23 protein-coding genes are annotated in these 24,928 nt (G+C 46.4%); 15 read left to right on the forward strand and 8 right to left on the reverse strand.

All coding sequences use genetic code 11. The features are described 5' to 3' along the window. Positions 1–430: 430 nt before the first annotated feature. The 4 genes from BTW00_RS07040 (at position 431) to BTW00_RS07055 (ending at position 4,174) form a co-directional block, all read left to right on the forward strand. Complete coding sequence (locus BTW00_RS07040; RefSeq protein ID WP_058024441.1) at positions 431–706, forward strand: Trp family transcriptional regulator; 276 nt, start codon at positions 431–433, stop codon at positions 704–706. A gap of 87 nt (positions 707–793) precedes the next feature. Continuing rightward, a complete protein-coding gene (locus BTW00_RS07045) occupies positions 794–2,212 on the forward strand; it encodes an anthranilate synthase component I family protein (RefSeq protein WP_075106824.1) in 1,419 nt (472 codons plus the stop codon). A 33-nt stretch (positions 2,213–2,245) separates the two neighbouring features. After that, on the forward strand, positions 2,246–2,893 hold the full coding sequence (locus tag BTW00_RS07050) for an aminodeoxychorismate/anthranilate synthase component II (RefSeq protein ID WP_075106825.1): 648 nt from the start codon (positions 2,246–2,248) through the stop codon (positions 2,891–2,893). A 327-nt stretch (positions 2,894–3,220) separates the two neighbouring features. After that, complete coding sequence (locus BTW00_RS07055; protein ID WP_075106826.1) at positions 3,221–4,174, forward strand: DMT family transporter; 954 nt, start codon at positions 3,221–3,223, stop codon at positions 4,172–4,174. 221 nt (positions 4,175–4,395) lie between these two features. Here the strand turns inward: BTW00_RS07055 and BTW00_RS07060 are convergent, their stop codons facing one another. From BTW00_RS07060 to BTW00_RS07075, 4 genes are all read right to left on the reverse strand, one after another. Further along, entirely contained in the window at positions 4,396–5,139 is a 744-nt protein-coding gene (locus tag BTW00_RS07060) for an amino acid ABC transporter ATP-binding protein (protein ID WP_075106827.1), read from the reverse strand. 59 nt (positions 5,140–5,198) lie between these two features. Further along, on the reverse strand, positions 5,199–5,882 hold the full coding sequence (locus tag BTW00_RS07065; protein WP_178379265.1) for an amino acid ABC transporter permease: 684 nt from the start codon (positions 5,880–5,882) through the stop codon (positions 5,199–5,201). 53 nt (positions 5,883–5,935) lie between these two features. Further along, on the reverse strand, positions 5,936–6,772 hold the full coding sequence (locus tag BTW00_RS07070) for an amino acid ABC transporter substrate-binding protein (protein WP_075106829.1): 837 nt from the start codon (positions 6,770–6,772) through the stop codon (positions 5,936–5,938). Between the two features lie 342 nt (positions 6,773–7,114). Then, positions 7,115–7,858 (reverse strand): UTRA domain-containing protein, encoded by a 744-nt coding sequence (locus tag BTW00_RS07075; protein WP_075106830.1) that lies wholly within the window; start codon positions 7,856–7,858, stop codon positions 7,115–7,117. 246 nt (positions 7,859–8,104) lie between these two features. Between BTW00_RS07075 and hutU the strand changes: the two genes are divergently transcribed. From hutU to BTW00_RS07130, 11 genes are all read left to right on the forward strand, one after another. After that, positions 8,105–9,838 carry a urocanate hydratase gene (hutU, locus tag BTW00_RS07080; protein ID WP_062845256.1) on the forward strand — a complete coding sequence of 578 codons (1,734 nt, stop codon included), beginning with the start codon at positions 8,105–8,107 and terminating at the stop codon, positions 9,836–9,838. A 43-nt stretch (positions 9,839–9,881) separates the two neighbouring features. Continuing rightward, positions 9,882–11,243 carry a YjiH family protein gene (locus BTW00_RS07085; RefSeq protein WP_075106831.1) on the forward strand — a complete coding sequence of 454 codons (1,362 nt, stop codon included), beginning with the start codon at positions 9,882–9,884 and terminating at the stop codon, positions 11,241–11,243. A gap of 126 nt (positions 11,244–11,369) precedes the next feature. Then, the gene (gene hutH, locus BTW00_RS07090) at positions 11,370–12,932 is read left to right on the forward strand and encodes a histidine ammonia-lyase (protein WP_075106832.1); all 1,563 of its coding nucleotides are present in this window, start codon (positions 11,370–11,372) and stop codon (positions 12,930–12,932) included. 42 nt (positions 12,933–12,974) lie between these two features. Further along, positions 12,975–14,006 (forward strand): formimidoylglutamase, encoded by a 1,032-nt coding sequence (gene hutG / locus BTW00_RS07095; protein ID WP_075106874.1) that lies wholly within the window; start codon positions 12,975–12,977, stop codon positions 14,004–14,006. Between the two features lie 57 nt (positions 14,007–14,063). Next, a complete protein-coding gene (hutI, locus tag BTW00_RS07100; RefSeq protein WP_218609009.1) occupies positions 14,064–15,389 on the forward strand; it encodes an imidazolonepropionase in 1,326 nt (441 codons plus the stop codon). A 243-nt stretch (positions 15,390–15,632) separates the two neighbouring features. After that, on the forward strand, positions 15,633–15,995 hold the full coding sequence (locus BTW00_RS07105) for a roadblock/LC7 domain-containing protein (RefSeq protein ID WP_010201036.1): 363 nt from the start codon (positions 15,633–15,635) through the stop codon (positions 15,993–15,995). 82 nt (positions 15,996–16,077) lie between these two features. Further along, entirely contained in the window at positions 16,078–16,572 is a 495-nt protein-coding gene (locus tag BTW00_RS07110) for a PAS domain-containing protein (protein WP_058024428.1), read from the forward strand. A gap of 3 nt (positions 16,573–16,575) precedes the next feature. Continuing rightward, complete coding sequence (locus BTW00_RS07115; RefSeq protein ID WP_075106833.1) at positions 16,576–17,325, forward strand: PhnD/SsuA/transferrin family substrate-binding protein; 750 nt, start codon at positions 16,576–16,578, stop codon at positions 17,323–17,325. 99 nt (positions 17,326–17,424) lie between these two features. Beyond that, on the forward strand, positions 17,425–18,054 hold the full coding sequence (locus BTW00_RS07120) for a hypothetical protein (protein WP_075106834.1): 630 nt from the start codon (positions 17,425–17,427) through the stop codon (positions 18,052–18,054). A 67-nt stretch (positions 18,055–18,121) separates the two neighbouring features. Beyond that, positions 18,122–18,736 carry a hypothetical protein gene (locus tag BTW00_RS07125; protein WP_075106835.1) on the forward strand — a complete coding sequence of 205 codons (615 nt, stop codon included), beginning with the start codon at positions 18,122–18,124 and terminating at the stop codon, positions 18,734–18,736. A 373-nt stretch (positions 18,737–19,109) separates the two neighbouring features. Next, positions 19,110–19,778: a methyltransferase gene (locus BTW00_RS07130; protein WP_075106836.1), complete on the forward strand. Its 669-nt coding sequence runs from the start codon at positions 19,110–19,112 to the stop codon at positions 19,776–19,778. A 15-nt stretch (positions 19,779–19,793) separates the two neighbouring features. Here BTW00_RS07130 and BTW00_RS07135 read toward each other — a convergent pair whose 3' ends face one another. The 4 genes from BTW00_RS07135 to BTW00_RS07150 all read right to left on the reverse strand — a co-directional run bounded on the left by BTW00_RS07135 (position 19,794) and on the right by BTW00_RS07150 (position 24,927). Then, a complete protein-coding gene (locus BTW00_RS07135) occupies positions 19,794–20,354 on the reverse strand; it encodes a GNAT family N-acetyltransferase (protein ID WP_218609010.1) in 561 nt (186 codons plus the stop codon). A 25-nt stretch (positions 20,355–20,379) separates the two neighbouring features. Beyond that, on the reverse strand, positions 20,380–21,090 hold the full coding sequence (locus tag BTW00_RS07140; protein WP_075106838.1) for a nucleotidyltransferase family protein: 711 nt from the start codon (positions 21,088–21,090) through the stop codon (positions 20,380–20,382). Beyond that, on the reverse strand, positions 21,087–22,379 hold the full coding sequence (locus BTW00_RS07145) for an XdhC family protein (RefSeq protein ID WP_075106839.1): 1,293 nt from the start codon (positions 22,377–22,379) through the stop codon (positions 21,087–21,089). The genes BTW00_RS07140 and BTW00_RS07145 overlap by 4 nt, the downstream gene beginning before the upstream one ends. A gap of 124 nt (positions 22,380–22,503) precedes the next feature. Further along, positions 22,504–24,927, reverse strand: coding sequence for a xanthine dehydrogenase family protein molybdopterin-binding subunit (locus BTW00_RS07150; protein WP_075106840.1), 2,424 nt, complete (start codon positions 24,925–24,927; stop codon positions 22,504–22,506). Position 24,928 lies beyond the last annotated feature (1 nt).

Below are 24,928 nucleotides of genomic sequence, written 5' to 3' on the forward strand. Positions count from 1 at the left end.
AAATAGCGCCTATCAGAAGATTCATTACCTTAAAAACACACACTCATATCGTGCAAATAACACTATTAATGCTAATGATAATGATTAGCGTTTAAATAAAGAGAGGCATAATAACTAAGTATTAACAATTTGGCAATAATTAATATCGTACATTCTCAATTCTAGTACTTAGTACGCCAAGTGGACGTAGCAATGCAACGCAGCAATGCTTGGTACTAACTATAAATATGCTATCGAATATGATGCTGGCCACGAGTTGAATCTATATAAACAAAGCTTAAAAATCATCACGTCTATAGCAGCCTGCTATTAACTTAGCTCATCACTTGTATTTCTTGTACTACTGTACTAGAATGCTGATACAAGCCGAGAGCTTCATGGCTACCCTGGCTATTTTTGATTAAGACGACTGATTATAAGACGATAATTTATGAGTACCGACCCTTATCACAGCTTACTGAGTCATCTGGCAAACTGTACTGATAGCGCAGAGATTGAAAAGCTACTCAGTGCCCTGCTGACAGATAAAGAGCAGCATGATATTGCTAACCGCATTCGTATCTTTGACTTGCTTGATCGAGGTATCACGCAGCGTGACATCTCTGAGCAACTAGGCGTTGGTATTGCTACTGTCTCTCGCGGTGCTAGAGCCATGCACAGCCATGATGTGAGTGCATTACTTGCGACTCATAGAGAACGGTCTTAAACCACCGATCCCAATACCGTTTACCCTTTTCCTCATTACTTTATTAATTGTTGATTGACACATATTTGAACCATTTTGGACTTTATTATGACTGCTAGTACGCCCATACATACCCAACCTGCACCTATCGATATCCCGAGCAAACCACAACGTATCAAGCTCACGCAAGATATCGATTTTTTTGCATTATTCAAACGTATCGAGAGCGCTTTTGACACCTGTTATTTGCTCGAGTCATTGGGCGAAGACAGTCATATCTCACGCCACCATGCCATCGGCTTTGATCCTGTGACCACCATCGCTGCTATTGACCGTCATACGCTCGCTATCACGGATAATAAAACCGCTGAAACGACTCGTTATCAAACTGACAATCCGTATCAGCTATTACGCGAGATAACGCCGCAGCACGTCATCGCGCGCGATCAAAGTGGTGGTCTCGTCGGTTATTTGGGCTATGACTGTGTGAATTTTTTTGAGCCAAGCCTGACAGCCAAAGCCAGTGAAGACTTTGAGCCGTTCAAATTCGGTGTCTATTTAGATGGATTGACGCTCGATAAAATGACGGGTGAGATTTTCTACTTTTATTATCCAACCGCTCAGCAGAATAATCGTATCGAACAAATCAAAGCCCTACTTGATGAGCCAGTTCCCAGCTACGAAGCGCCCACCGTTGAATTTTTGGGCGATGGTATGAGTCAAGATGAGCATGCCAAGGTAGTGATGCAAGTCAAAGAAGACATCATCTCTGGTCGTATCTTTCAGTGTGAGGTTGGGTTTAAGTCCAAATATCGTATTGCTGGCGACAAAATGCCCATCTACGAAAAGTTGCGTACCGTGAACCCCTCGCCGCACATGTATTTTATGAAATTTGCTCAGCAGTGCATCATTGGTGCTTCCCCTGAGCTACTGTTTCGCTTGCGTCAAGGCGAGATGGAAACTTACCCACTCGCAGGTACTGCCAAGCGCGGCGTCGATGTGGCAGAAGATCGCAAACTTGCTCGCGCCCTACTCAACGATGACAAAGAAATTGCCGAGCACAATATGTTAGTCGACTTGCATCGTAATGATATTGGCCGCGTGGCGCGATTTGGCACGGTAAAAGTGCGTAGTTTGATGGACATCAAGCGCTTCTCGCACGTACAGCATATCTCCTCTGAGATCGTCGGCATCCTGCACCCTGACGAAGATATGTTCAGCGCCCTTGCCAGCAACTTCCCCGCTGGTACGTTATCAGGCGCACCTAAAGTGGAAGCCATCAAAGTGATCAATGAGCTCGAGCCAGATGGGCGCGGTGCTTATGGTGGCGCGCTGGGTTCATTTAACTTCAATGGTGATTGTATTTTTGCCATTCCAATTCGTAGCCTGTTTATCAGCGGCGAGTCAGCCTACGCGCAAACGTGCGGCGGCAATGTCTATGACTCAAACCCAGCCGATGAGTATCTAGAGATTCAGCGTAAGCTGTCGGCGATGAAAGTCGTATTAGACAGCTTTATGCAACCATAATTACCCCTATTTTTATCAAAGAGTTTATGACCCATGAATGTTTTAATTATCGATAACTACGACTCGTTTACCTTCAATCTGTACCAATATGTGGGCGAGATTCTGCAAACCTTGAGCGATGATAAAGAAACCAGCGTCACCGTGAAGCGCAATAATGAGATTACCCTCGCAGAGGTAGAAGCAATGAATCTGGATAGAATCATCATTTCACCTGGCCCTGGTTCCCCTGATGATCCCGCTTACTTTGGTATATGTAGCGAGGTCATCGAGAAACTGGGCAAAACTGTGCCGCTACTGGGCGTGTGCCTCGGTATGCAAGGTATCGCGCATGTGTTCGGCGGCGATGTAATACGTGCCAGTGTGCCGATGCATGGCAAGGTCTCATCGATTCGCCATGATGGTAAGGGTATCTATCAGGGCTTGCCGCAAGCGCTTGAAATCATGCGCTATCACTCACTGGTGGTAAAAGCCGATACGATCCCAAACTGCCTAACGATTACCTCAGTCGTCGCCAATGAGAACCGTGCTGATTTAAGCTTTGATGAATCTGCACTGACAGGGGATGAGATTATGGGACTAAAGCACAAAGAGCACCCAATCCAAGGCGTACAATTTCACCCTGAATCCTTTGCTACTGAAGGCGCTAAGCGTTTGCTGAGTAACTTTTTACTGCAGGTGTAAATGCTACTATCCAGCCACGTCTTCCATTTTAAATAATAGTCGATTGAATTTAGACCACGCCCTAGTAGCAGTTTATAATCTTTTAATGATAGACTAAAAGAACAAACAAAAGACAGCCCTTGAACCGGTTGTCTTTTCTTATTGCAATATGGCTTGGTGCCTTTACATCACAGGCGCTTTGGCAATATAGTCGAACCACTATTAAAATGTTACAGCGTTAGACTCGTTTAGCCTACTACTGTAGCACTTGCACTCGTCCGCCTTGTACCACTTTTAATATTGATTGACTATAGCCCAATGTCATTTAGATCGTAAGAAGAAACCATTATGGCAAATATCGACAGTACAGCGGCGATACACTCGCATCAGTCATGGATAGGCATTGTCCAAATCATCACCGCGGCAACCTGCTGGGGGACGCTTGGGATATTCTCAACCTACCTCAACCAAATGGGCTTTAGTGGTTGGCAAGTGACGATATTACGCATTGTGACAGCGGCAGTGATTGTGCTAGCCATGTTACCGACCCTATGGCCACAGCTGATGAAGCTGCGCGCCAGACAGTGGTTTGGGTTGGCACTTCAGTCCTTGATTGGTGTGCTGGGGATGTCCGTCTGCTATTTTTTTGCTGTCAGTTATGTTGGCGCGGGCCCTGCGGTGGCTTTGCTTTATACCGCACCTGTGTTTAGCTTGTTATTCTCAAAGTTTTTGCTCAATGAGTCCATTACGCGAAAATCTATCGCGCTGGCATTCATGGCGGTTTTTGGGGTTGGGTTGACGATGCTGGGTGAGCAAGCAGAGGTCAATTGGGGTGTTTTGCTCGGATTGGCAGCAGGGATGTGCTACTCACTATACGGCGTACTCGGTAAGCTTGCGATGCATGATGCGCACCCTGCCCCTTTGGTATTTTTCACTTCCGTAGTAATCAGCGCGGGCGGACTTCTATTACTGCCTGAGACGTATCAGACGTACACGCAGCTACTTACCCTGCCATTATCGACTTGGGGTTATGTGTTAGGACTATCACTCTTGGGTACTGTCGTGCCCTTTGGCCTTTATATGAAAGCGCTGGAGAAATTGCCTGCCTCTCGTGCATCTGTGTTTACGATTTTTGAGCCGTTGACGGCGATTGCACTGGCAATGATACTGCTACATCAAGCTCTGTCTTGGATTCAATATCTGGGCGTGACACTGATTTTGCTGGCGGCGTTGTTAAATGCAGTGGTCAATGGCACAACCACGCGCGTTCCTCGCTGGCTTAAAAGACGGCAAACGGTCTAGCCCTGTTATTTGGTTGTCTGGCACGGTGCGATAGCCAAATTTGGATTAAAAAACGACGCAATAGATAGGCTTGATTAAAAGGTATTTTTCTCGCTTGCTGTATCTACGCTAACAGAGGCTATATAAAATTTATCCAAAACCGTCAAACTAAAATTATAAACACAAAAAAAGCCCTCAATGGGCTTCTTTCTAACTAAACATATTGCAACGATATAAATCGCTTACTGTTCAATACGCTGCAAAAACGCTTGCGTACGCGGATGCGTTGAGTCTTCAAACAACTGCTTAGCGCTGCCCTCTTCGACGACAACGCCGTCTTCGATCAAGACCACATGATCGGCAACGTCACGGGCAAAGTTGATTTCGTGAGTGACCACGACCATCGTCCAACCCTCAGACGCTAGCTGCTTCATGGTCTCAAGGACATCCTGTACCAGCTCAGGATCTAGTGCCGACGTTGGCTCATCAAACAGTAGTAATGACGGCTCAATCGCGAGCGCACGGGCGATGCCAATACGCTGCTGCTGACCACCAGATAGCTGGAATGGATAGAGATCAGCTTTGTCCGCCAGTCCGACTTTTTCAAGCAATACCAGCGCGTCTTTACGCATCTCAGCCTTGTTTTTACCTTGTACCACTGTCGGGCCGAGCATGAGATTTTCGATCGCAGTTTTGTGCGGAAACAAATTATAAGACTGAAACACCATGCCAGATTTACGCTGCAAAGCGAGCAGCGTTTTTTTGCTTGGCTTAGTTGCAAAATCAACTTTTAGGCTATCATCATCGAATGCAATGACCCCTTTATCAGGAATCTCCAGCGCATTGAGACAGCGCAAAAACGTGGTTTTACCCGATCCTGAAGGTCCTAATATGACGACCACCTTACCTTTATTGATGGTCAAGTCGATGCCTTTTAGCACCTGATTGCCACCAAAGGCTTTATGAATATTAGTGACTTTGATCATAAAAATTCCTGTTGTGCTAGGGCGTGTCTATTGAGCCATAACTTATTTTACTACGTAGCTTATTTTGCCACATAACGATCAAGGCGCGTTTCAAGCTTGCCTTGGATAAAGGTCAAGAACAGACAGATACCCCAATAAATAATCGCCGCTTCGGTATACACCAGCATAAATTCATAGTTACGAGCTGTTATGATCTGCGCTTGTTTAAACAGCTCAGTGACCAATACCAATGATGCAAGTGAAGTGTCTTTTACTAGACTGATGAAGGTATTAGATAATGGCGGCACTGACACGCGCAGCGCTTGCGGTAAAATCACATGACGGAAAGTCTGCAAATACGTCAAGCCAACCGTTGAACCCGCTTCCCACTGCCCTTTCGGAATCGACAAAATCGAGGCACGCACGGTCTCAGATGCATACGCACCGATATTGAGCGAGAATGCAATGATCGCTGAAGGAAACGGATCGAGCTTGACGCCCACACTTGGTAAACCGTAGAAAATAATAAACAGTTGAACCAGCATCGGTGTACCACGAATCGCGGATACATAGATACGAGCCAAGCGATAAATGATCTCATGGAACCAACCAGCACGCGGTACAATCCGAATCAATGCGACGGTTAGAGCAATCGCCATACCAATAGCAAATGAGATCAATGCCAGCGGTATCGAATAATAGATACCGCCTTTGAGCATTGGCCAAAACGACGAGATGACAATCTGTGCTCGATCAGGACTCATAAATGGCAGTAATGCCAATAGTTCAGCGAGCACAGAGGTGATGGACGCTAACATTACTTTTGCTGACTTACATCAGCACCAAAGAACTCTTCACTAAGTTTGGTGAGTGTACCATCAGCAGCGAGTGCGGCCATTGCTTCATCCAGTTTTGCCACCACTTCATCGTTGCCTTTGATAAGCACGAGACCTGAGCCTGTTTGTTCACTTGGTGGGGCTGTCAGTTTGATCTCAAGATCAGAATCTGGGAATTTTTTGAGATAATCGAGTACGGCTAGATTGTCATTCATTGTAAAGTCAGCGCGGTCTTGCTTGACCAATTGAATCGCTTGCGCCATACCATCAACAGGGACAATCTCTGCGCCGTATTTTTCTGCCAGCTCGCCGTAGTTACTGCTGAGTGATTGAGCCGTACGTAAACCCTTTAGGTTATCCCAAGAGCTATAACGGTTGTCATCAGTCGGTGCCAATGCAACCGCGCCTGACCAGCTATAAGCCATGGATTTATCATATTTGGCCTGACGCTCAGGCGTCGTTAAGCTGACTTGGTTCGCCACCATATCGAAGCGTTTTGAGTCCAAACCTGCTAGCATCGCATCCCACTGAGTCTCTTTAAACTCAACATCAACGCCCAGTTTGTCCGCGACCGCACGCGTCACTTCGACGTCATAGCCTGTCAGCTTGCCACTCTCATCATGATAGGTAAATGGAGGGTACGTACCCTCTGTACCGACGTTAATGGTGCCGCCGTTATTGATACGTTGCAGCAAATCAGAACCGCCTGTTGACGCAGTGTCAGTGGCAGTAGTATCAGCTTCATTAGTATTAGACTGACCACAAGCGGCAAGTAACACAGTACTAGCAGCAAGGGCTAAAAGAGTACGACGTTTCATAAGACGTCCTTATAAAAGTAGATGAATGAGATAAAAGGGTTTACATGAAAACAGTTAGCGCCAATAAATAGGGAAAAGCCGATCTCAGAGAGCAGCACCATAACTGCCCTGCAACATTCGGCTTTGGCTGCTCGATTTGAGGATGCTCAGCATATTTTTCAATGCTGCGACCCTATTATTTTCGAATTTTTATAGCGTATGATTATTCAATAGGCAGCCGATCAGACGTTCATAGTTGCTACTGGATCAATCGCCGCTCATAAATATAATATCTTACTTTAGATAAAAAAGCGTACAAACTCCGTGAGCGTGCGTCAGGTAATGACCGCCATTAGCGCAAAACTACAACTCACCTGAGAATTGATAGCGATCACCAGCATGCCACATCTTGACAAAGGTGACGACTTGACCAGCTGAATAAGTCTGGCGACGCAATACAAGCGTTGGTGACTGCGGCGCAATCTGCAACGCATCTGCCACCTCTATTGGTGCTGCAAGCGCACGTATAGTGTAGCTGCCACTCTCTAGCGGTATTTTGGCAACCAGATAATCACTGGTATTGACCACGGTAAAATCCTGATCAATAAAATGTGGCACTTTTTTGGCATCAACCCAGCGCTCTTCAAACTGTATAGGCTGACCATCTGCAACGTGAATGATTTTTACCTCATATAAAATCGGTGCATCACTAGCGTCTGTATGAGCCACGGTAGCCCTCTCATCAATACCAAACTTACGGCGCAACTCATCATCGAGCATAGCAGCAGTCACCGCGCGCTTACTCACTACTTTTGCTTCGTAATCGCGATTGGCAGATTTGAGATCCTCTGCGATATTGCGCACTTCCACAAACGTATGATTGAACTGCTGCTGCGCGACAAAGGTTCCTGAGCCTTGACGCCGCTCCAATACACGCTCCTCACTCAGCTCTTTGAGCGCGCGATTCACCGTCATCCGTGAGACACCAAACTCTGTCGCCAATGCCATTTCTGTAGAGATCGCATTGCCCGCTTGCCATTTGCCAGAGTGAATATTGTCTAATATCGCATTTTTAATCCGCTGATACGCCGGAATCGTTTTTGTCATATTCGTTTTAAACCGTCAGTTCCGCTAATAAGAGTAGCGCCATAATATCACGACAATCATGCGAACTCTTATTCATATCACTCTATCAGTTATGCTCTTTTTTTCATTAATTCTAATTTTTATCAAAAAATCCTTGCATGGAAAAAGTATCTTTGATAATTTGTATATACAACTTATGAGTGACCTCAAATAATCGCACTCAAAACCTGCATTAATAAAACTGTATTGATAACACAAGGAACGATCATGACGACCGATAATGGAATCAGCGAAAACGCAGAAGTGAAAAACAACGAATTTACCCGCCGTGATGAAAGTCGTGATATTGCCGCCCCCACTGGCAGCACCCTTCATTGCAAAAGCTGGCTGACCGAAGCGCCTTATCGCATGCTACAAAACAACCTGCATCCTGATGTCGCTGAAAACCCAAAAAGTCTTGTGGTGTATGGTGGTATTGGACGCGCTGCTCGTAACTGGGAAAGCTATGATCAAATCCTAGCGTCATTAAAAGAATTAGAAGATGACGAGACGTTGTTGGTGCAGTCAGGAAAGCCAGTCGGCGTTTTTCAAACGCATGAAAACGCACCGCGTGTCTTGATTGCCAACTCAAACCTTGTACCGCGCTGGGCAACGTGGGAGCACTTCAATGAGCTTGATCGCAAAGACTTGTTTATGTACGGTCAAATGACAGCGGGTAGCTGGATTTATATTGGTACGCAAGGCATCGTGCAAGGTACTTACGAAACCTTCGTTGAGGCAGGTCGTCAGCATTATGATGGCAGCTGGAAAGGACGCTGGATTTTGACTGCGGGACTTGGCGGTATGGGCGGCGCACAGCCACTAGCGGCAACCTTTGCTGGCGCAACCTCATTGAACATCGAGTGCCAGCAGTCTAGTATCGATTTCCGCCTGCGTACTGGTTATGTTGACAAGCAAGCGGACGATCTTGACCATGCTTATGAATTGATTAAGCAGCATACTGATGCTGGCGAAGCGGTCTCAATTGCCTTACTTGGCAATGCTGCAGACATCTTGCCTGAGATGGTCAAACGCGCTCGTGCTGGCGGCATGAAACCTGATTTGGTCACCGATCAAACTTCAGCCCATGACTTAATCAATGGCTATCTGCCAAGTGGCTGGACGGTTGAAGAATGGAAGGCCGCACAAGAAGATCCAGAGCAACACGCCGCACTCACCAAAGCGGCAGCAGCGTCTTGCGCCACACACGTACAGGCGATTTTAGATCTACAAGCGATGGATATTCCAGCGACTGATTATGGCAACAATATCCGTCAGGTAGCATTTGATGAAGGGGTCAAAGACGCCTTTAATTTCCCAGGATTCGTCCCTGCTTATATTCGTCCACTTTTCTGCCAAGGCAAAGGCCCTTTCCGCTGGGTAGCGCTCTCTGGTGATCCAGAAGACATCTATAAAACGGATCAAAAAATTAAAGAATTGTTCCCTGAAAACCAACATATTCATCGCTGGCTTGATATGGCAAAAGAGCGCATTCAGTTCCAAGGATTACCTGCCCGTATCTGCTGGTTGGGTCTTGGCGAACGTGACAAAGCAGGTCTGGCGTTTAATGAGATGGTCAAAAACGGCGAACTAAAAGGCCCTATCGTCATTGGTCGTGACCATTTGGACACCGGCTCTGTTGCCAGTCCAAACCGCGAAACTGAAAGCATGAAAGATGGCTCAGACGCAGTCTCTGACTGGGCGCTTCTAAACGGTATGCTCAATGTCGCGGGCGGCGCCACGTGGGTATCATTGCATCATGGCGGCGGTGTTGGCATGGGTTATTCGCAGCATTCAGGCATGGTCATCGTCGCTGATGGTACAGATGCAGCCGCTAAACGCTTGTCACGTGTACTGGTCAATGACTGCGGCTCAGGTGTCATGCGTCATGCAGATGCAGGCTATGAGCTGGCCATCAAAACAGCAAAAGATTACGGTCTCAACTTACCCATGATCAAATGATGATCAAATAAAGCATCCAAAACATTTTATCAAGGAGGATAACATGATTGAACAAAATACGGCTGCCCACCTCAATGATGGGACAACGCCTCCACCTGAAAAACTATTATCCAAGTCTTTAGCACTGATACAGCTTATTGTATTTAGTACCATTGGACTTGTAATGTTTTTTGTGCCTTTTACCATCGGCGAAAAAAGCACGATCTTGTTCGATCATGGCGCGACTTACCTTGTCAATCAGCAGCACACCTTATCTGTCACCTTGTTATTTTTGTTGATGATTTTTGGGGTTAGCAAGCCTTTTATAGATGGCTCATGGCGTAAAAATATCACGCACAAAATTTTGACTGTATTTAAGATTTTAGGTCTCATTTTGGCAGTAATGTACATCACAGGTACCGCGCCTGCCTTTATGATGGAAGCGGATATGTTGCCGTTTTTATTTGAAAAACTGGCCTTACCTGTCGGTATGATTGTGCCGCTTGGCGCCTTAATTTTGGCATTCTTGGTCGGTTTTGGTTTGCTTGAGATGGTGGGTGTATTAATGCAACCCATTATGAAACCTATCTGGAAAACGCCTGGTGCATCTGCCATCGATGCGGTGGCTTCTTTTGTGGGTAGCTACTCGATTGGTCTACTGATCACCAATCGAGTATATCTACAAAAACAGTATTCCGCGCGTGAAGCCATTATTATCGCGACAGGCTTTTCTACGGTATCGGCCGCATTTATGGTGATTGTGGCAAAAACACTCGGTCTGATGGAATTTTGGAATCTGTTTTTTTGGTCAACGCTGGTGATTACCTTTATCGTCACTGCCATTACCGCTCGTATTCCACCAATTAGCCTCTTTGATGACAACGTTGATCGTCCAGACCTCAATCACGAACGTGGCAAACGTTTAGCAGCTGCATTTGATTTGGGTCTATCCACCTCTCGTCGCGCAACTGATCTTAAGCATATTTTATGGTCCAACTTTCGTGATGGATTGATTATGGCAGCAGCCATTGTGCCATCTATTATCGCGGTCGGCCTGACGGGTCTGTTGTTGGCAAAGTATACGCCAGTGTTTGACGCCTTAGGGTTGCTGCTCTATCCATTTACGTGGTTAGGCGGATTGCCAGAACCACTTGTGGCGGCCAAAGGTATGTCAGCGGGATTGGCTGAAATGTTCTTGCCTGCTCTACTGCTGAGTGAAGCTGATATGTTGACACGTTATGTGGCTGGCGTTATCTCCATTAGTAGTGTGCTGTTTTTTTCCGCTATGATTCCGTGTGTACTGGCGACCGAGATTCCCCTCTCTGTGGGCAAGATGGTCATCATTTGGTTTGAACGCGTGGTTCTGAGCATCTTGTTGGCTGCCGCCTTTGGACAGCTGGCCATGTATATGAACTGGATTGGTTAAAACAAGCCAGAAGCTTTGCAAAATTTATCCCAGTAACACTTATCTTCTGTCTAAATTGTATTTGCTATAAACCTTGTATCAATAAAAAATATTATTAATATCCCTTATAAAATTAGGATTATCCTCATGACTGCTATCAAACAACTAACCCTAAACCCTCGCCAGCTTAGCTTTAAGATGCTACGCGATATCTACGATCATCCAGTCGCTCTGACCTTGCCTGACAGCGCTTATGAGGCGATAGATGCGTCACACGAAGATGTACGTACTATCATTGCCCGCAACAAAAGCGCTTATGGGATCAACACGGGTTTTGGTCTACTAGCGAAGACACGTATCAGTGACGATCAACTTGAGCTGCTTCAGCGTAACTTGATTGTCTCTCACTCAGTGGGTACAGGTGACGCGTTGCCAGACAACGTGGTTCGTCTCATCATGGTAATGAAAGTTGCTAGCCTAGCACAAGGGGTGTCTGGCGTACGTCGTGAAGTGGTTGATAGCTTACTTGGCTTAATCAACAATCAGATTACACCCAATATCCCAGCCAAAGGTTCCGTTGGCGCGTCTGGTGACTTGGCTCCCTTGTCACACATGACGCTTGCGATGATGGGCGAAGGTCACGTCTATGTCGATGGCAAAAAGATTCTTGCCGCTGATGCCTTAGCTCAGCATGGACTTGAGCCAATCAAACTAGCTGCCAAAGAAGGTCTTGCACTGATTAATGGTACGCAGGTGTCCACGGCGCTGGCATTACGTGGTTATTTTTTAGCGCGTGATTTGCTCGAAACGGCAACCATCGTCGGCTCACTGTCTATCGATGCGGCAAAAGGCTCGGATGCGCCGTTTGATGCTCGTATTCATGACGTACGTGGTCATCATGGTCAAATTGAAATCGCCAAAGCACACCGCGAGCTTATCAAAGGCAGTGCTATTCGTGCTTCGCACGATGGCGAACAAGATGATCGCGTTCAAGACCCTTATTGCTTACGCTGTCAGCCACAGGTCATGGGTGCCTGTCTTGATATCATCAACCAAGCAGGGAAAACGCTGCTCATCGAATCTAATGCGGTAACAGACAATCCGCTTATCTTTAATAATGAAGATGGTCCGGTCGCCATATCAGGTGGTAACTTCCATGCTGAGCCAGTCGCTTTTGCCGCGGATATTTTAGCATTGGCTATCGCTGAGATTGGCTCGATGTCTGAGCGCCGTGTCGCTTTGCTGATCGATGCAACTTTGTCAGGTGGTCTGCCACCATTCCTAGTCGATAACGCTGGGGTAAACTCAGGCTTTATGATTGCGCATGTGACCGCTGCTGCACTGGCTTCAGAAAACAAATCTATCGCCCATCCTGGTAGCGTCGATAGCATCCCGACTTCTGCCAACCAAGAAGATCACGTCTCAATGGCTACCTATTGCGCACGCCGCCTATATGAGATGGCGCAAAACACTGCGACTATCATAGGTATTGAGCTACTGGCTGCTGGTCAAGGTATTGATTTTCATCGAGGACTCGAGACATCAGAGCCGTTGACTGTGGCACATCAAAAACTACGTGAGAAAGTGACGTTCTATGATAAAGATCGCTACCTCGCCCCTGATATCGAAGCGGCCAAGCAGTTAGTATTAGACGGTACACTTGCTGAGCATTGGCAAGAACTACGTAGCGACTGGTACGAGTCTAAGTAACGGTTAATTGGTAAAAGGAGAGCAATGATGGCAGTCACAAACATGACCACACCCATTAGCCATACACCTGCTGATATGACTCAGTGGATAGGACGCGCAGAGCCATTTGAGACTGCACGCGCCCGTTATTGGTATCAGCTTGCTCAGCTTTATGAGGCTCAACATATTGGGCTAATTGGCTTTGCCTGTGATCAAGGCGTCAGACGCAATCAAGGCCGCGTGGGTGCTAGAGCTGCACCGTCATTGATTCGTCGAGCTTTTGCTACGCTGCCAGTCATCGCTGATTTGCAACAACGTTTTGATAGTCAATTATCAACCTTATTGGGTGATGCTGGCGACATTCATTGTGATGATAATGATGGCTTTGCCGACAGTATTCTTGAGCAAGCTCAGATCAAATATGCCGATGCAGTGAGCACTATCGTCAAGCAAGGTGGATTACCCATCGGGCTTGGCGGTGGTCATGCCATTGCTTATGGTAGCTTTTTGGGATTATGGCAGGCCTTAGAAAAGGCAAACGATACAACTATCAGCACAAACACAGCGCCTACTATCGGGATTATTAATTTCGATGCCCATCTTGATATTCGTCAGTCTGATGTAGCAACCTCTGGTACACCGTTTCGCCAGATTGCCGAGCATCTTGACGCACACGATCAGCCCTTTCATTATTGCTGTATTGGCGTCAGTCGCTTTTCTAATACCGCCGCGCTCTTTGATCGCGCTGAGCAACTGGGTGTACAGATTATTAGTGATGAAGACTGTCATTATCAGCCTTGGGACACCATTGCCGAGCAGGTCAAAAGCTTCATAGATCAGGTTGATATTATTTATCTCACTATTGATATGGACTGCCTCCCCTCTAGTCTCGTCCCGGGTGTCAGTGCGCCTGCTGCTTTTGGTATTGAGCTTGGTTTTGTTGAGCGTATGGTCAAGATGATTATGTCATCAGGCAAAGTAAAAATGGCAGATATTGCTGAGATCAACCCGACCTTTGATGTGGATAGTCGTAGCTGTAAAGTCGCTGCTCGACTGCTGGCAACGATTGTAGAACAGCACTTACTTGTCAGCTAGCTCTTACAAAAAAAGGTCTTAACAGGTTACTCGCCTCCCAATTATTAGGAGCATACTATGAATGAATCAGAAAACTTTAAAGAGCAGACGCTCGACAAATCTACTATGACATCGTTTGATCAACTCATTATCAATGCCAATATTGCGACGTTTTCAGCGCACTATGGTTTTAATAATGATAAGAATGAAGACGCTCGTAGTATCCCATACGGTCAGTTAGAGAACGCGGCTATCGGTATTAAAGACGGCAAGATTGCATGGATTGGGGCACAAGAGCAAATCACGACGCATCTGCCACATTATCAAGACAATCAGGTTACAGACGCCGATGGCAAATGGCTAACGCCTGGGCTTATCGATTGTCATACGCACATTGTCTACGGTGGCAACCGCAGCAATGAATTCGAAGCGCGGTTGCAAGGGGCCAGTTACCAAGACATCGCTGCACAAGGTGGTGGTATCGTCGCGACCGTGAGTGCCACCCGCGCTGCCAGTATTGAATCGCTATTTTCCCAAAGTGAAAAGCGCCTACTTGCGCTGATGAAAGAAGGCGTCACCAGCATCGAAATCAAATCAGGTTATGGTCTTGACTTAGATACTGAGCGCAAAATGCTCACCGTCGCACGCCAGCTTGGCGAAAAATACGACATCCACGTCAGCACCACGTATCTTGCAGCACACGCGCTACCACCTGAATATAAGTCTCATTTGCAAGACCGTACCGACGACTATATCGAGCAAGTCTGTGAGTGGCTACCAATCCTGCATGCAGAAGGCTTGGTTGATGCAGTCGATGGTTTTTGTGAAAACATTGCGTTTAGTAGCGATCAGATTAGACGCGTTTTTGAGGTTGCACGCTCCTTGGATCTACCAGTCAAACTACACGCTGAGCAATTATCTGATATTGGTGGTAGCGCTTTAGTTGCCGAATACAAAGGGCTATCTAGCGACCATTTAGAACATTTATCAGAAACTGACATAGAGAAAATGGCTGCTAGCAACACGGTTGCCGTGATATTGCCGGGTGCATTTTATACCTTACGTGATACCAAGCTGCCACCGATTGAGGCACTGCGCAAGCATCAAGTTCCTATGGCGATTTCAACCGATTGTAACCCTGGTACCTCACCGTTAACGTCGCTGTTGTTGGCAATGAATATGGGCTGTACGCTGTTTTACCTCACGCCTGAAGAAGTATTGGCAGGATCAACCGTTTATGCAGCCAAGGCTTTGGGTCTATCTAATAAAGGCAAAATAGAAGTGGGCTGTGATGCTGATTTAGCACTATGGGATATCGCTCGTCCTGCTGACTTGGCCTATCAGATGGGGCTGAACCCTATTGCAGGCACTATGTTTCAAGGTCAATGGCGTGATAAAGCTTAACGAATACGCCTTGATTTATCGTCACTAAAAAAGCCCCTATCATTGAATGATGGGGGCTTTTTGGTCGTTACTTTACAAGTTTTATGAAATTGAGGAAAAAAACCTTCATAACCTTATTTTAAATAGGGTTTTGCTATATCAATATTTTTAGTAAGGATTTATAATACCCTTTTTTAAACAGGGTTATTTTTGGCTAACTATAGTTCATAAATAAAAATTAACACACAGTATAGAGAAAGCGATATGCGTACAGATTCATTTCAACAGATATTGGAAGACTTAAACAGCTCATCAGCAGATGTTGAAGCATCTGCCCTAATCTCTAACGATGGTCTGATGATTGCCTCAGCTCTACCAACTGGCGTTGATGAAGACCGCGTGGGTGCGATGTCAGCAGCACTGCTATCATTGGGCGACCGTGCAGGCCGTGAATTGGCACGCGGCAGTATTGATCGCATCATGATTCAAGGCGAAAAAGGCTACGTAATCATGACGTCATCAGGCGATGAAGCGGTACTCACTATCATGGCAAAACCCAATGCCAAGCTTGGTTTGATATTCTTGGACATCAAGCGCGCCTCAGAAGCCCTAGCAAAACTCATTTGATTGGTGGCTTTGGCTTTTTGACGAGTGCCCTATGTACTCGATTTACTCATTATAAATACAACGACCAACGAAGGAGATGACCATGGGTTCTCCAATCCCTGATGCACACAAGCCTGACCTGCCTGCTGAGCAAATCACCCTGACCTATCATGATGGCACCTCTCGGACTGTCTATGATACAGGTGTAGAGCGTCCCTACCCAGATGGTAAGCTCATTGTCTCGCGTACCGATTTAGACGGCATTATCACTCACGTCAACGACGCCTTTGTCGAGATTAGTGGCTACCACGTCGATGAGCTCATCGGTCAACAGCACTATATTCTGCGTCATCCTGATATGCCAAAAGCCGCTTACAAAGACCTGTGGGATACTGCTGAGTCTGGACAAAAATGGCATGGCTATGTCAAAAATTTATGCAAAGACGGCAGTCACTACTGGGTATATGCCACGGTCGTGCCCAATGTTCGACGCGGCGAAACTGTAGGATACACTTCAGTACGCCGTAAGCCATCACGCAGCAAAATCGAAGCGGCAATGGCTCAGTACGCCCAAATGAAACAAGATGAGGAAGGCTAAATCATGACGACACACAATATGTTAATCGCCCCTGATTTTTCGCCTGAGCGCTTTGCTGGCTGGCACATGTTCAATACGTTGATTCAAAAGCGTGCCAACCTAAACATGCACCTCAATATCCCAGCCTCACATGCTGAGCAAGAGACCTTGATTGAGGCAGGTGATATTCAAATTATCTACGCCAATCCTTTTGATGCCGCTGCCCTCATCCGTGAGCAAGGCTACCGTGCGGTTGCTCGTCCCATTGGCAAATCTGATGAGATGGTCATTGCCGCGGCGGCCAATAGCGACATCAATCACTTAGACGATATCCATAAAGGCGCAACCGTTGCGATGGCAGACAATCGAGACGTCAAGCTGATCGGTTTGCGTTTGCTCGAAGCTGTCGATATAGAAGAATCTGACCTCAACTGGGATATCACTGAGACCTATCAAGCAGCTGCTCGCAAAGTCATCAAAGGCGATGCCCAAGCGGCTTTCTTCTTGGCGGAGATCTTTCACAGCTTCTCACGCTTGACCAAAGCTCAGCTCTCAGTATTGATTGAAAGTGATCTGGCAGACATCAGCCACGTCCTTCTCATCAAAGACGACTTCCCAGATGCGCAAATTTTTATAGAAGCCATTCTGGATTTGCATAGCGATGATGATGGAAAAGAAGCCTTAACTGAGCTTGGTATGCCTGAAGGGTTTGAGGCAATGAGTGAAGAGGATGCTGAATTCATGATTGATTTGATGCAGACATTGCTGGATTGATGGCTCATTGACACTCATATTATCAGAGGTTGTTTTGCTGAATGAGCTCATAGCCTGAGGCACTGGTTGTCGTCACGGCTATGACACAAGGAGACCATTATGTCTGATTCAGACCTGATCAAAGAAAACGAGAAAGTGGCGCACCGAGTCTTTCGGTTTTATTCACGCAAAGTGTTTTTGGCACCCAATAACCGTCACTTTCATGAGCAGCGCATCAACGCCGCCTTATTACTCACCGAAAAAGAACCCCTACAGGGCGCGGTAGCAGACTTTTTCTATGGGTGCTGGTTTGATATTCCATACGATGTCAATAATCTGTTTACGCGTATCAAAGATCGTTTGACCCCTGAGGCCAAGCAAGGGTTTCGCGAGTGTATTGACAAAAAAAGATACATTCAGCGTAACAGCATGCTGGCCACTCGCTGGAGTGTCCTTATATCGCCTTCGCTCAATGAGCAAAAGCAACGCTTGCGTATCAGTAGTGATGACGCCAGAGAGATCGCAAGAGACATCACCGCTGAGCTGCTGCAAGCACGTGCGGATCAAGACTGGGGCACGCTTGAGCAAATTGAAAATGAGTTTTTTGCCTATTGTACTGTCCGTAATGATCGTCTGGCGTTTTCCTCAGTTTGGTTTAGCTTAGGCAAAAATGATTGGCAATTTGATCAACGCTGGGATAACTGCCAACAGCATTTGGATCAGACCATCAAGCCTACCACGACATCATAAACTGTCATGCGTTTATAACTTAACTTCTATCACTTTTTACCACTTTTTCATCGCTAAGGTAGCCGCTATGTCTTCTTATTTGAATGCCGATAAGACCTATCTAACCTTAACGCCTGCTGGTATTTTTGAGGCGTTTTCACAGAATGAGCCGACTGATGAGCAATTGGCGCTACAAGACTTGTTGTCTTATGGACAGACACTACTCGCCGCTGATTGGTTGCAGCGCTACTCTGATACTTGGCTACAGAGCTTTATAGAACACGGCTGGATCGAAAAACTGTCTTTGCTATTGCCAGCGCCCAATCTACCATTGGATCAGTTTTTGCCTTATGTCGTGGCAAGCCTGTCTGGTAAGCGCCGAGCGGCGATTGGCTCTGATGAAGGGTTTTGTTTGGCTCGGATTGGTTATAGTCAAGAAGAAGCGGACATGCTCAGTGTTGCCGCCGCTGACTTTTCAGGGTTTATGCTGCGCCAAAAGCAGCGCGGCTGGGCAGTCGAGAGCCAAGCCATCTCGTTTTTTCAGCAAGTCGACTTGCTCATTCCTGAAACCAGCTTTGTGTTTTTATGGATCGATGGCGCAGGTTATGTGCTCATCATCGATGGCGAACCCTTGACCAACAGTCGCGCCTTTGTAGAGCTGGTCTGGGCACTTAAGACCTCTGGACTCAAATTTCTAAATTGATTCAGCAGCACACGCCAGCTTTAATCCTCTCTTGTATGGGCTTGTCAAAATAAACGACAAGCCTATCATGCCAGCATAAAAGCCATTCAACATCTCTCATACGCTTCTTTTACCGTCCGCTTTCACCAGCCCTTTTATCCAGCAATAACAATACCTTCAGATTTAACAATAACTTGTCATCATTTAGGTCATACTCTTCCTGCACCTTTAAGAGGACTGTTTTGACAACATGTGTTTTTGTCAAATAATAACCTCTACCAAATCACAGTCAATACTATATCCAAGATGCACACCCACCTTTGTATGCCCTACCTCACCGAAAGCGGCAATCTTTGCCAACCTTTGCACTTTTGCTTATTTTTTAGGACAGTTTATGACTTCGCTGACCACTGTGCGCGTGCGCTATCAAACGATTGAAATTGGCAACACCGACATTCACCTCTGCACCCTGCGTGACAACCAACAATTTAGTGACCCCGATGATGAGGCATTAAACTTGGGTATTTGCTCCGCTTCTTGGCCGATGTTTGGGGTAATCTGGCCGTCAAGCTTGGTATTAGCCAATCATATGCTGGAATATGATATTAAGGACAAACGGATATTGGAAGTGGGCTGCGGCATGGCGCTATCAAGTTTGCTGCTCAATCATAGACATGCTGACATCACAGCGACCGACTATCATCCGACCGTTGAGTATTTCCTTGATAGAAATACCACGCTAAATAATAACAAAGAGATTAACTTTGAGCGTTTGGATTGGGCAGAGGATAACAGCCACCTTGGCAAGTTTGATATCATTATCGGCAGTGACTTACTCTATGAAGACCAACACATCGATATATTGGCTGAATTCATCGAGCGTCATGCTCTGCCAACTTGTGAAGTCATCGTCGTTGACCCTGGTCGCGGTCGCAAAAAAAAGCTTACCAATAAGATGATTGAGTTTGGCTTTAGCAGTCAGCACGTCAAACCTGAAAATACGACTTATCTAGCGTTACCTTTTAAAGGGCATATTTTGACGTTTTCAAGATCGGCCGTATAATATAAATAGAGTCCGTTATACTATAAGGGCTTGCCACTGCTGACGCGTGATTTTATACAGGACATGCTCAGCCAGTCGATGCTCAGCATCGAGCATTGGATGATAAAAATTGTCCTGCGTATCAGTCATACCAAGACGCTGCATAAGCTTTTGCGAGCGCTTATTGATAACGGCAGTAAAGGCAACAACCTCGCTAAGTTCTAAAACTTCAAAAGCATAGCGCAAAGCAGCCAGTGCGGCCTCGGTCGCATACCCTAATCTCCAGTAATCATTATTCAATCGCCAACCAATCTCAACAGCAGGAGAAAACGGCATATCAGCATGCGCGTTATTTAACCCAACCATACCGATAAAGTCATCGCTTTTATCTGCGCCATCTTTACGAGCCACCGCCCAAAATCCCCAGCCATGCTCTTCAATTAATTTTTGACACTTATTGGCAATGGTATTACTCAATGCAGGGGTTAATAACTTGGGAAAGTATTCCATCACTTTAGAATTAGCATTCATTTCAGCGAATGGCGCAAAGTCGCTTGCTTGCCACTGTCTTAGATACAGACGCTTGGTTTCTATCATGCTTGTCATGTCAGTCGCTTACTATTCATATTCGTTCAGAGTGCTGATCAAGCCAGCCTTTTTTTTGAGCAAACGCTAGCTGTGCTGGCGTATCGATATCATAACTGAGCTGCTTATTGATCACTGTATGTATTTGGCTTGGCGGTAATGCTCTGATTAAATGACGCAAGCCTTTATCACCTGTCAATTCAGTTTGCCATTGTCTGAGTAAACCTGTATCAATCACTAGCGGTAAGCCGATGATATTTTTTGGCTCTGTAGCGCTTAATTCATCTGAATACGTCCAGCTATGATAACTGCTGGCTACCACAGACTGTTCACCAGCCAGCAAAGCCGTTAAATGCGACTGATCTAATAGAACCTGATCAACCCCCATGATAAGCACGCGCTCGATTGACGAATTTCCAAGACTCGCAATGCTCTCAATACCCAAACGCAAACTGTCCGCCATACCAGTTTCAGGTTTTGGGTTTACTACCGCTTGAACCGCTGGATATTGCACAGCCAACTCTGTCACTACACTAGCAATTGCAGGATGCTTATCAGGAATCACAACGATGACGGCTTGCGGATTGGTGCTCACTGCCGATCGGATCATGTGCACGATTAATAGCTCGCCATTCTTAACGAGCAGCTGCTTAGGTTGGCCAAGGCGCTGACTGAGGCCACTTGCCAATATGATGACCGCATGATTTTGCACCTGTCTGTCCTTGTCTTCTAAGACGATACTACTCATACGGTACTCGGCACAATATCAGCATCCGTATTACCAACGCTTGCTTCTGAATTCGAGACCCTACTGTGAGAGCCTTCTACTGATGCAGTTTGATCATGCATGACTGCATTTATCTGTGCCATGATACCCAGTGCGAGTGCCTCTGGACCATCTCCTCCTAGCTTATAGCCAATCGGATAATGCAGTTTTTGAACGCCAGTATCCAAGATAGCAGGATGATCCATGTTAGCGCTTATCTCATTGATTAAGCGTTCGGTACGATAGCGCGGCCCTAACTGTCCTAAGTATCTATAGTTTTGCGCATGTGCTAGCAATATCGCCAAGCGAGCGCGGTCTTGGGTCAGACTATGTGACATAAGAGCGACCGCTGCGTTATTACTCAGCTTTAGCAGGGTATCACTATCCTCTAAAGATAATGACATTACTGCATCTGCCTGAGGAAACCGCATACGAGTCGCATATTGCGCGCGACTGTCTATGACCGTGACATGCCAATCTTGTAGCTTGGCCATGGTCACCAATGGCATCACATCATTACCTGCGCCACAAATTAATAAACGCACTTGTGGTTGCAGGCGTTGTACGAGCCACTCGGTGGTTGCCTCGTCCGTTTTCATGGTCACGTATTCAGTATTGCTCTCAGACAGCTTGTACTCTGCTAACTTTTCTACAATATCGGCAATTATATTCGAAGGGTTTATTATCTCTTGTTCTAGTGAATTTTCCGAATTGTGATATTCGTCTAGATTGATACGCAAGCCAACTTGCAACTCGGTATTCTGACAACCGTTGTTGCGAATCAAAGTAGCGACTATAACTGGCTGCTGCATGCGCCGAACCTGACGAACTGACTCTAAAAATGGTGCGGCTGTTGCCAGACGCTCAAACAGCACATGTACACGTCCATTACAACCAAGCCCAAAATTCAACTCATCAAAGTCCATGTCATCCAGGCCATCCAAGTCGTCTAGATCGTCTGTATCGCCAGCTTCTTTGTTGATCGCTACCTGCGCTTGACCATTATCAGCGTACTCAATGTCATCACCTGTCTGATAAACCTGCACATTGGGACCGTCACGTGTGAGCCAAAAGGCACGTTTGATGATGTGAGGCTCCAAGCAGCCACCGCTGATCATTCCGACCGAACGACCATCTTCACAGATGAGCATCATGGCACCAGCACGGCGATACGCTGAGCCTTCTGTATGAACGACAGTGGCCAATACAGCATCAACACCTTGCTGCTGAGCCTCGCTTGCCAGCTTCAGAATGTCAGCGACTTGATTCATAATGCCTCTTATTTAATAATTGTTTTTTGTTAGTGAATTTTTTGCTAGTAATAAAATATACTACCGACTCAGTTACAAAAACCCGCTCAGTAAGCGGGTTCTTGTCATACATAAGCTGATAAAACTACTCTGGCATCTCATAAAGCAGCTTGTCGAGGGTAATCGGGAAGTCATAAACACGCACACCGACCGCATTATAGATAGCATTGGCAATCGCAGCAGCAGCACCTGCAATAGCCGTCTCACCGATACCTTTGATGTGCATTGGATTGGTATAAGGATCATCTTCTTCTACCAATATGACATCTAACTGCGGTACGTCCGCATTAACTGGCACATGATACTCGGCAAGGTCATGGTTACAGAGACGACCGTCACGTTTGTCATGAATCACTTCTTCCATCAACGCTGAGCCAATACCGAACACCATACCGCCATAGCATTGCGACGTTGCAGTTTTGTGGTTCAGAATACGACCAGCGGCAAATGCACCTGTCATACGTTTCACCCGAATCTCACCAGTGACTTTATGAACCGCCACTTCAGCGAAGTTCGCGCCAAAAGAGGCTTGGCGATGGCTCTTACCGTTCTTACCCGGTTTTATCTGGCCTTTAGCAGTGATTTTTTGCTCATCATAGTCAGCGACCACATCCGCAAGCGCATAAGACTCTGTATTATCAAAATCATACTCTTGTGATGCTGACTGTCCTGATAGCGAAAGCCCTGTGGTTTGCGATAGCTTATCAATAGTGCTGTCAGCAAATGATTGGCCGCTCTTTTTGGCAGCCTCCATTGCCGTTAAAGCATGCTCGCCTGTTTTCTTGATTTGACCATTGTCTAACTGAATGTTGTCAGGATACAGACCAACTTTTTCTGCTAGCATTTCACGCAGCTGCTCACAAGCAAGATAGACACCACTACCCGCACTCGCAGCACCCCAACTGCCACCTGAGCCTGATGCTGGTGGCAATGCACTGTCACCTAGTTTCATCTCAACATGGTCGATAGGCAGTCCTAACAGGTCTGCCGCTACCTGAGAAAACACCGTATAAGACCCTGTACCGATGTCTGTCATGTCTGTCTCGATAACTGCTTTGATACCAAGTGCTTTTGACTCATCTACCTGTAGGGTTGCACGTGCTTCAGATGGCTGTAATTGGTTACCACGGGCAGCCGCCGCCATGCCTGTACCTATCCACCAGTCACCTTCTAATTGACTGGCAGGCTTGGGATTATGCTTATCCCAACCAAACTGTTCAGCGCCCTTCTCCATACAAGCGACTAGCTGACGGGTGGAGAAAGGAATCTCTTCGGTAGGGTCCTCTTCAGGCTCATTACGGCGGCGCAGCTCGATTGGATCAATGTCCAGCTGTGAGGCTAGCTCGTCCATGGCACATTCAACCGCAATCAAACCCACCGCCTCACCCGGCGCACGCATCGAGCCTGATAATACTTGATTCATATCTACCATCTGATAATGTACACGGCGGTTTTCACCACGGTATAGATAATGGGTAGATAATGCCGTCGGCTCAAAAAAAGCTTCTCCTGGCAAATTACTGGTCGTAGTATCATGAATAAATGTGTTGATAATACCTTCTTTATTACAACCAATAGCGATACGCTGACGCGTGTTTGAGCGTCTGACCGTTGCTTCCATCACTTGTGAACGCGTCATAGTGATTAGCACAGGACGACCCAGATCTTTCGCAGCAATCGCCGCTGCAATAGATTCAGGAGCAATACCGAGCTTACTACCGAACCCACCACCCACATAGTGTGCGATCAGTTGTACTTGATCTTTATTTAGGTCCAGAGCATCCATGACTTGCTGTTTGCAAGAAGCGATCATCTGATTGGAAGTATACAGAACGAGCTTATCGCCTTCCCAATGAGCCAACGTTGTATGGGGCTCCATCGGAGAGTTGCTTTGACTTGGGGTATGATAAAAGCGATCAACGGTCACTGCCGCATCAGCTAAGCCTTGGTCTGGATCGCCTTGGACATTATTTTTATCAGAGCCTTTTTCTTCATCTACCGCATGTGCGTTAGAGAGCTCTTGAGTAAAGTTTAATGCCGCTTGGTCAGTCTCATCCTTATAAGTCACTTTCAGCGCTTTAGCGCCTTCTCTTGCCGCCTCAAAAGTCTCAGCAACCACGACAGCAATAGGCTGACCATGATAAAAAATCTCGCTAACCCCTTGCTTGGGTGCTTTAGTTTTTGTCCCTTGTTGAGAGTTACGCAAAAAGTGCTCAGGATCGGTCACGACTTTAATAATATTAGGAATGCCTTTTAGAGAGTCACTATCGATACTCTCAACTTGACCTTTAGCAATGGTCGCGCCTACCAATACACCATAGGCTTGATTGTCCAAGTGTATTTCGGCACTGTATTTCGCTTGACCGCTAACCTTTAGGGAACCATCAACACGGTTGATTGGCTTACCAACTAGCTTGCTTGCCGTTGTGCTAAATAGCGTTTCAACAGGCTCATCCATGGTCAGTTTTTTGGTTGGTTCTGACTGGGTGATTGATTCTAATAGTGCCATG

Origin of the sequence: Psychrobacter sp. C 20.9 (assembly GCF_001921765.1) — a bacterium.
GTDB classification, from domain to species: Bacteria; Pseudomonadota; Gammaproteobacteria; order Pseudomonadales; family Moraxellaceae; genus Psychrobacter; species Psychrobacter piscatorii_B.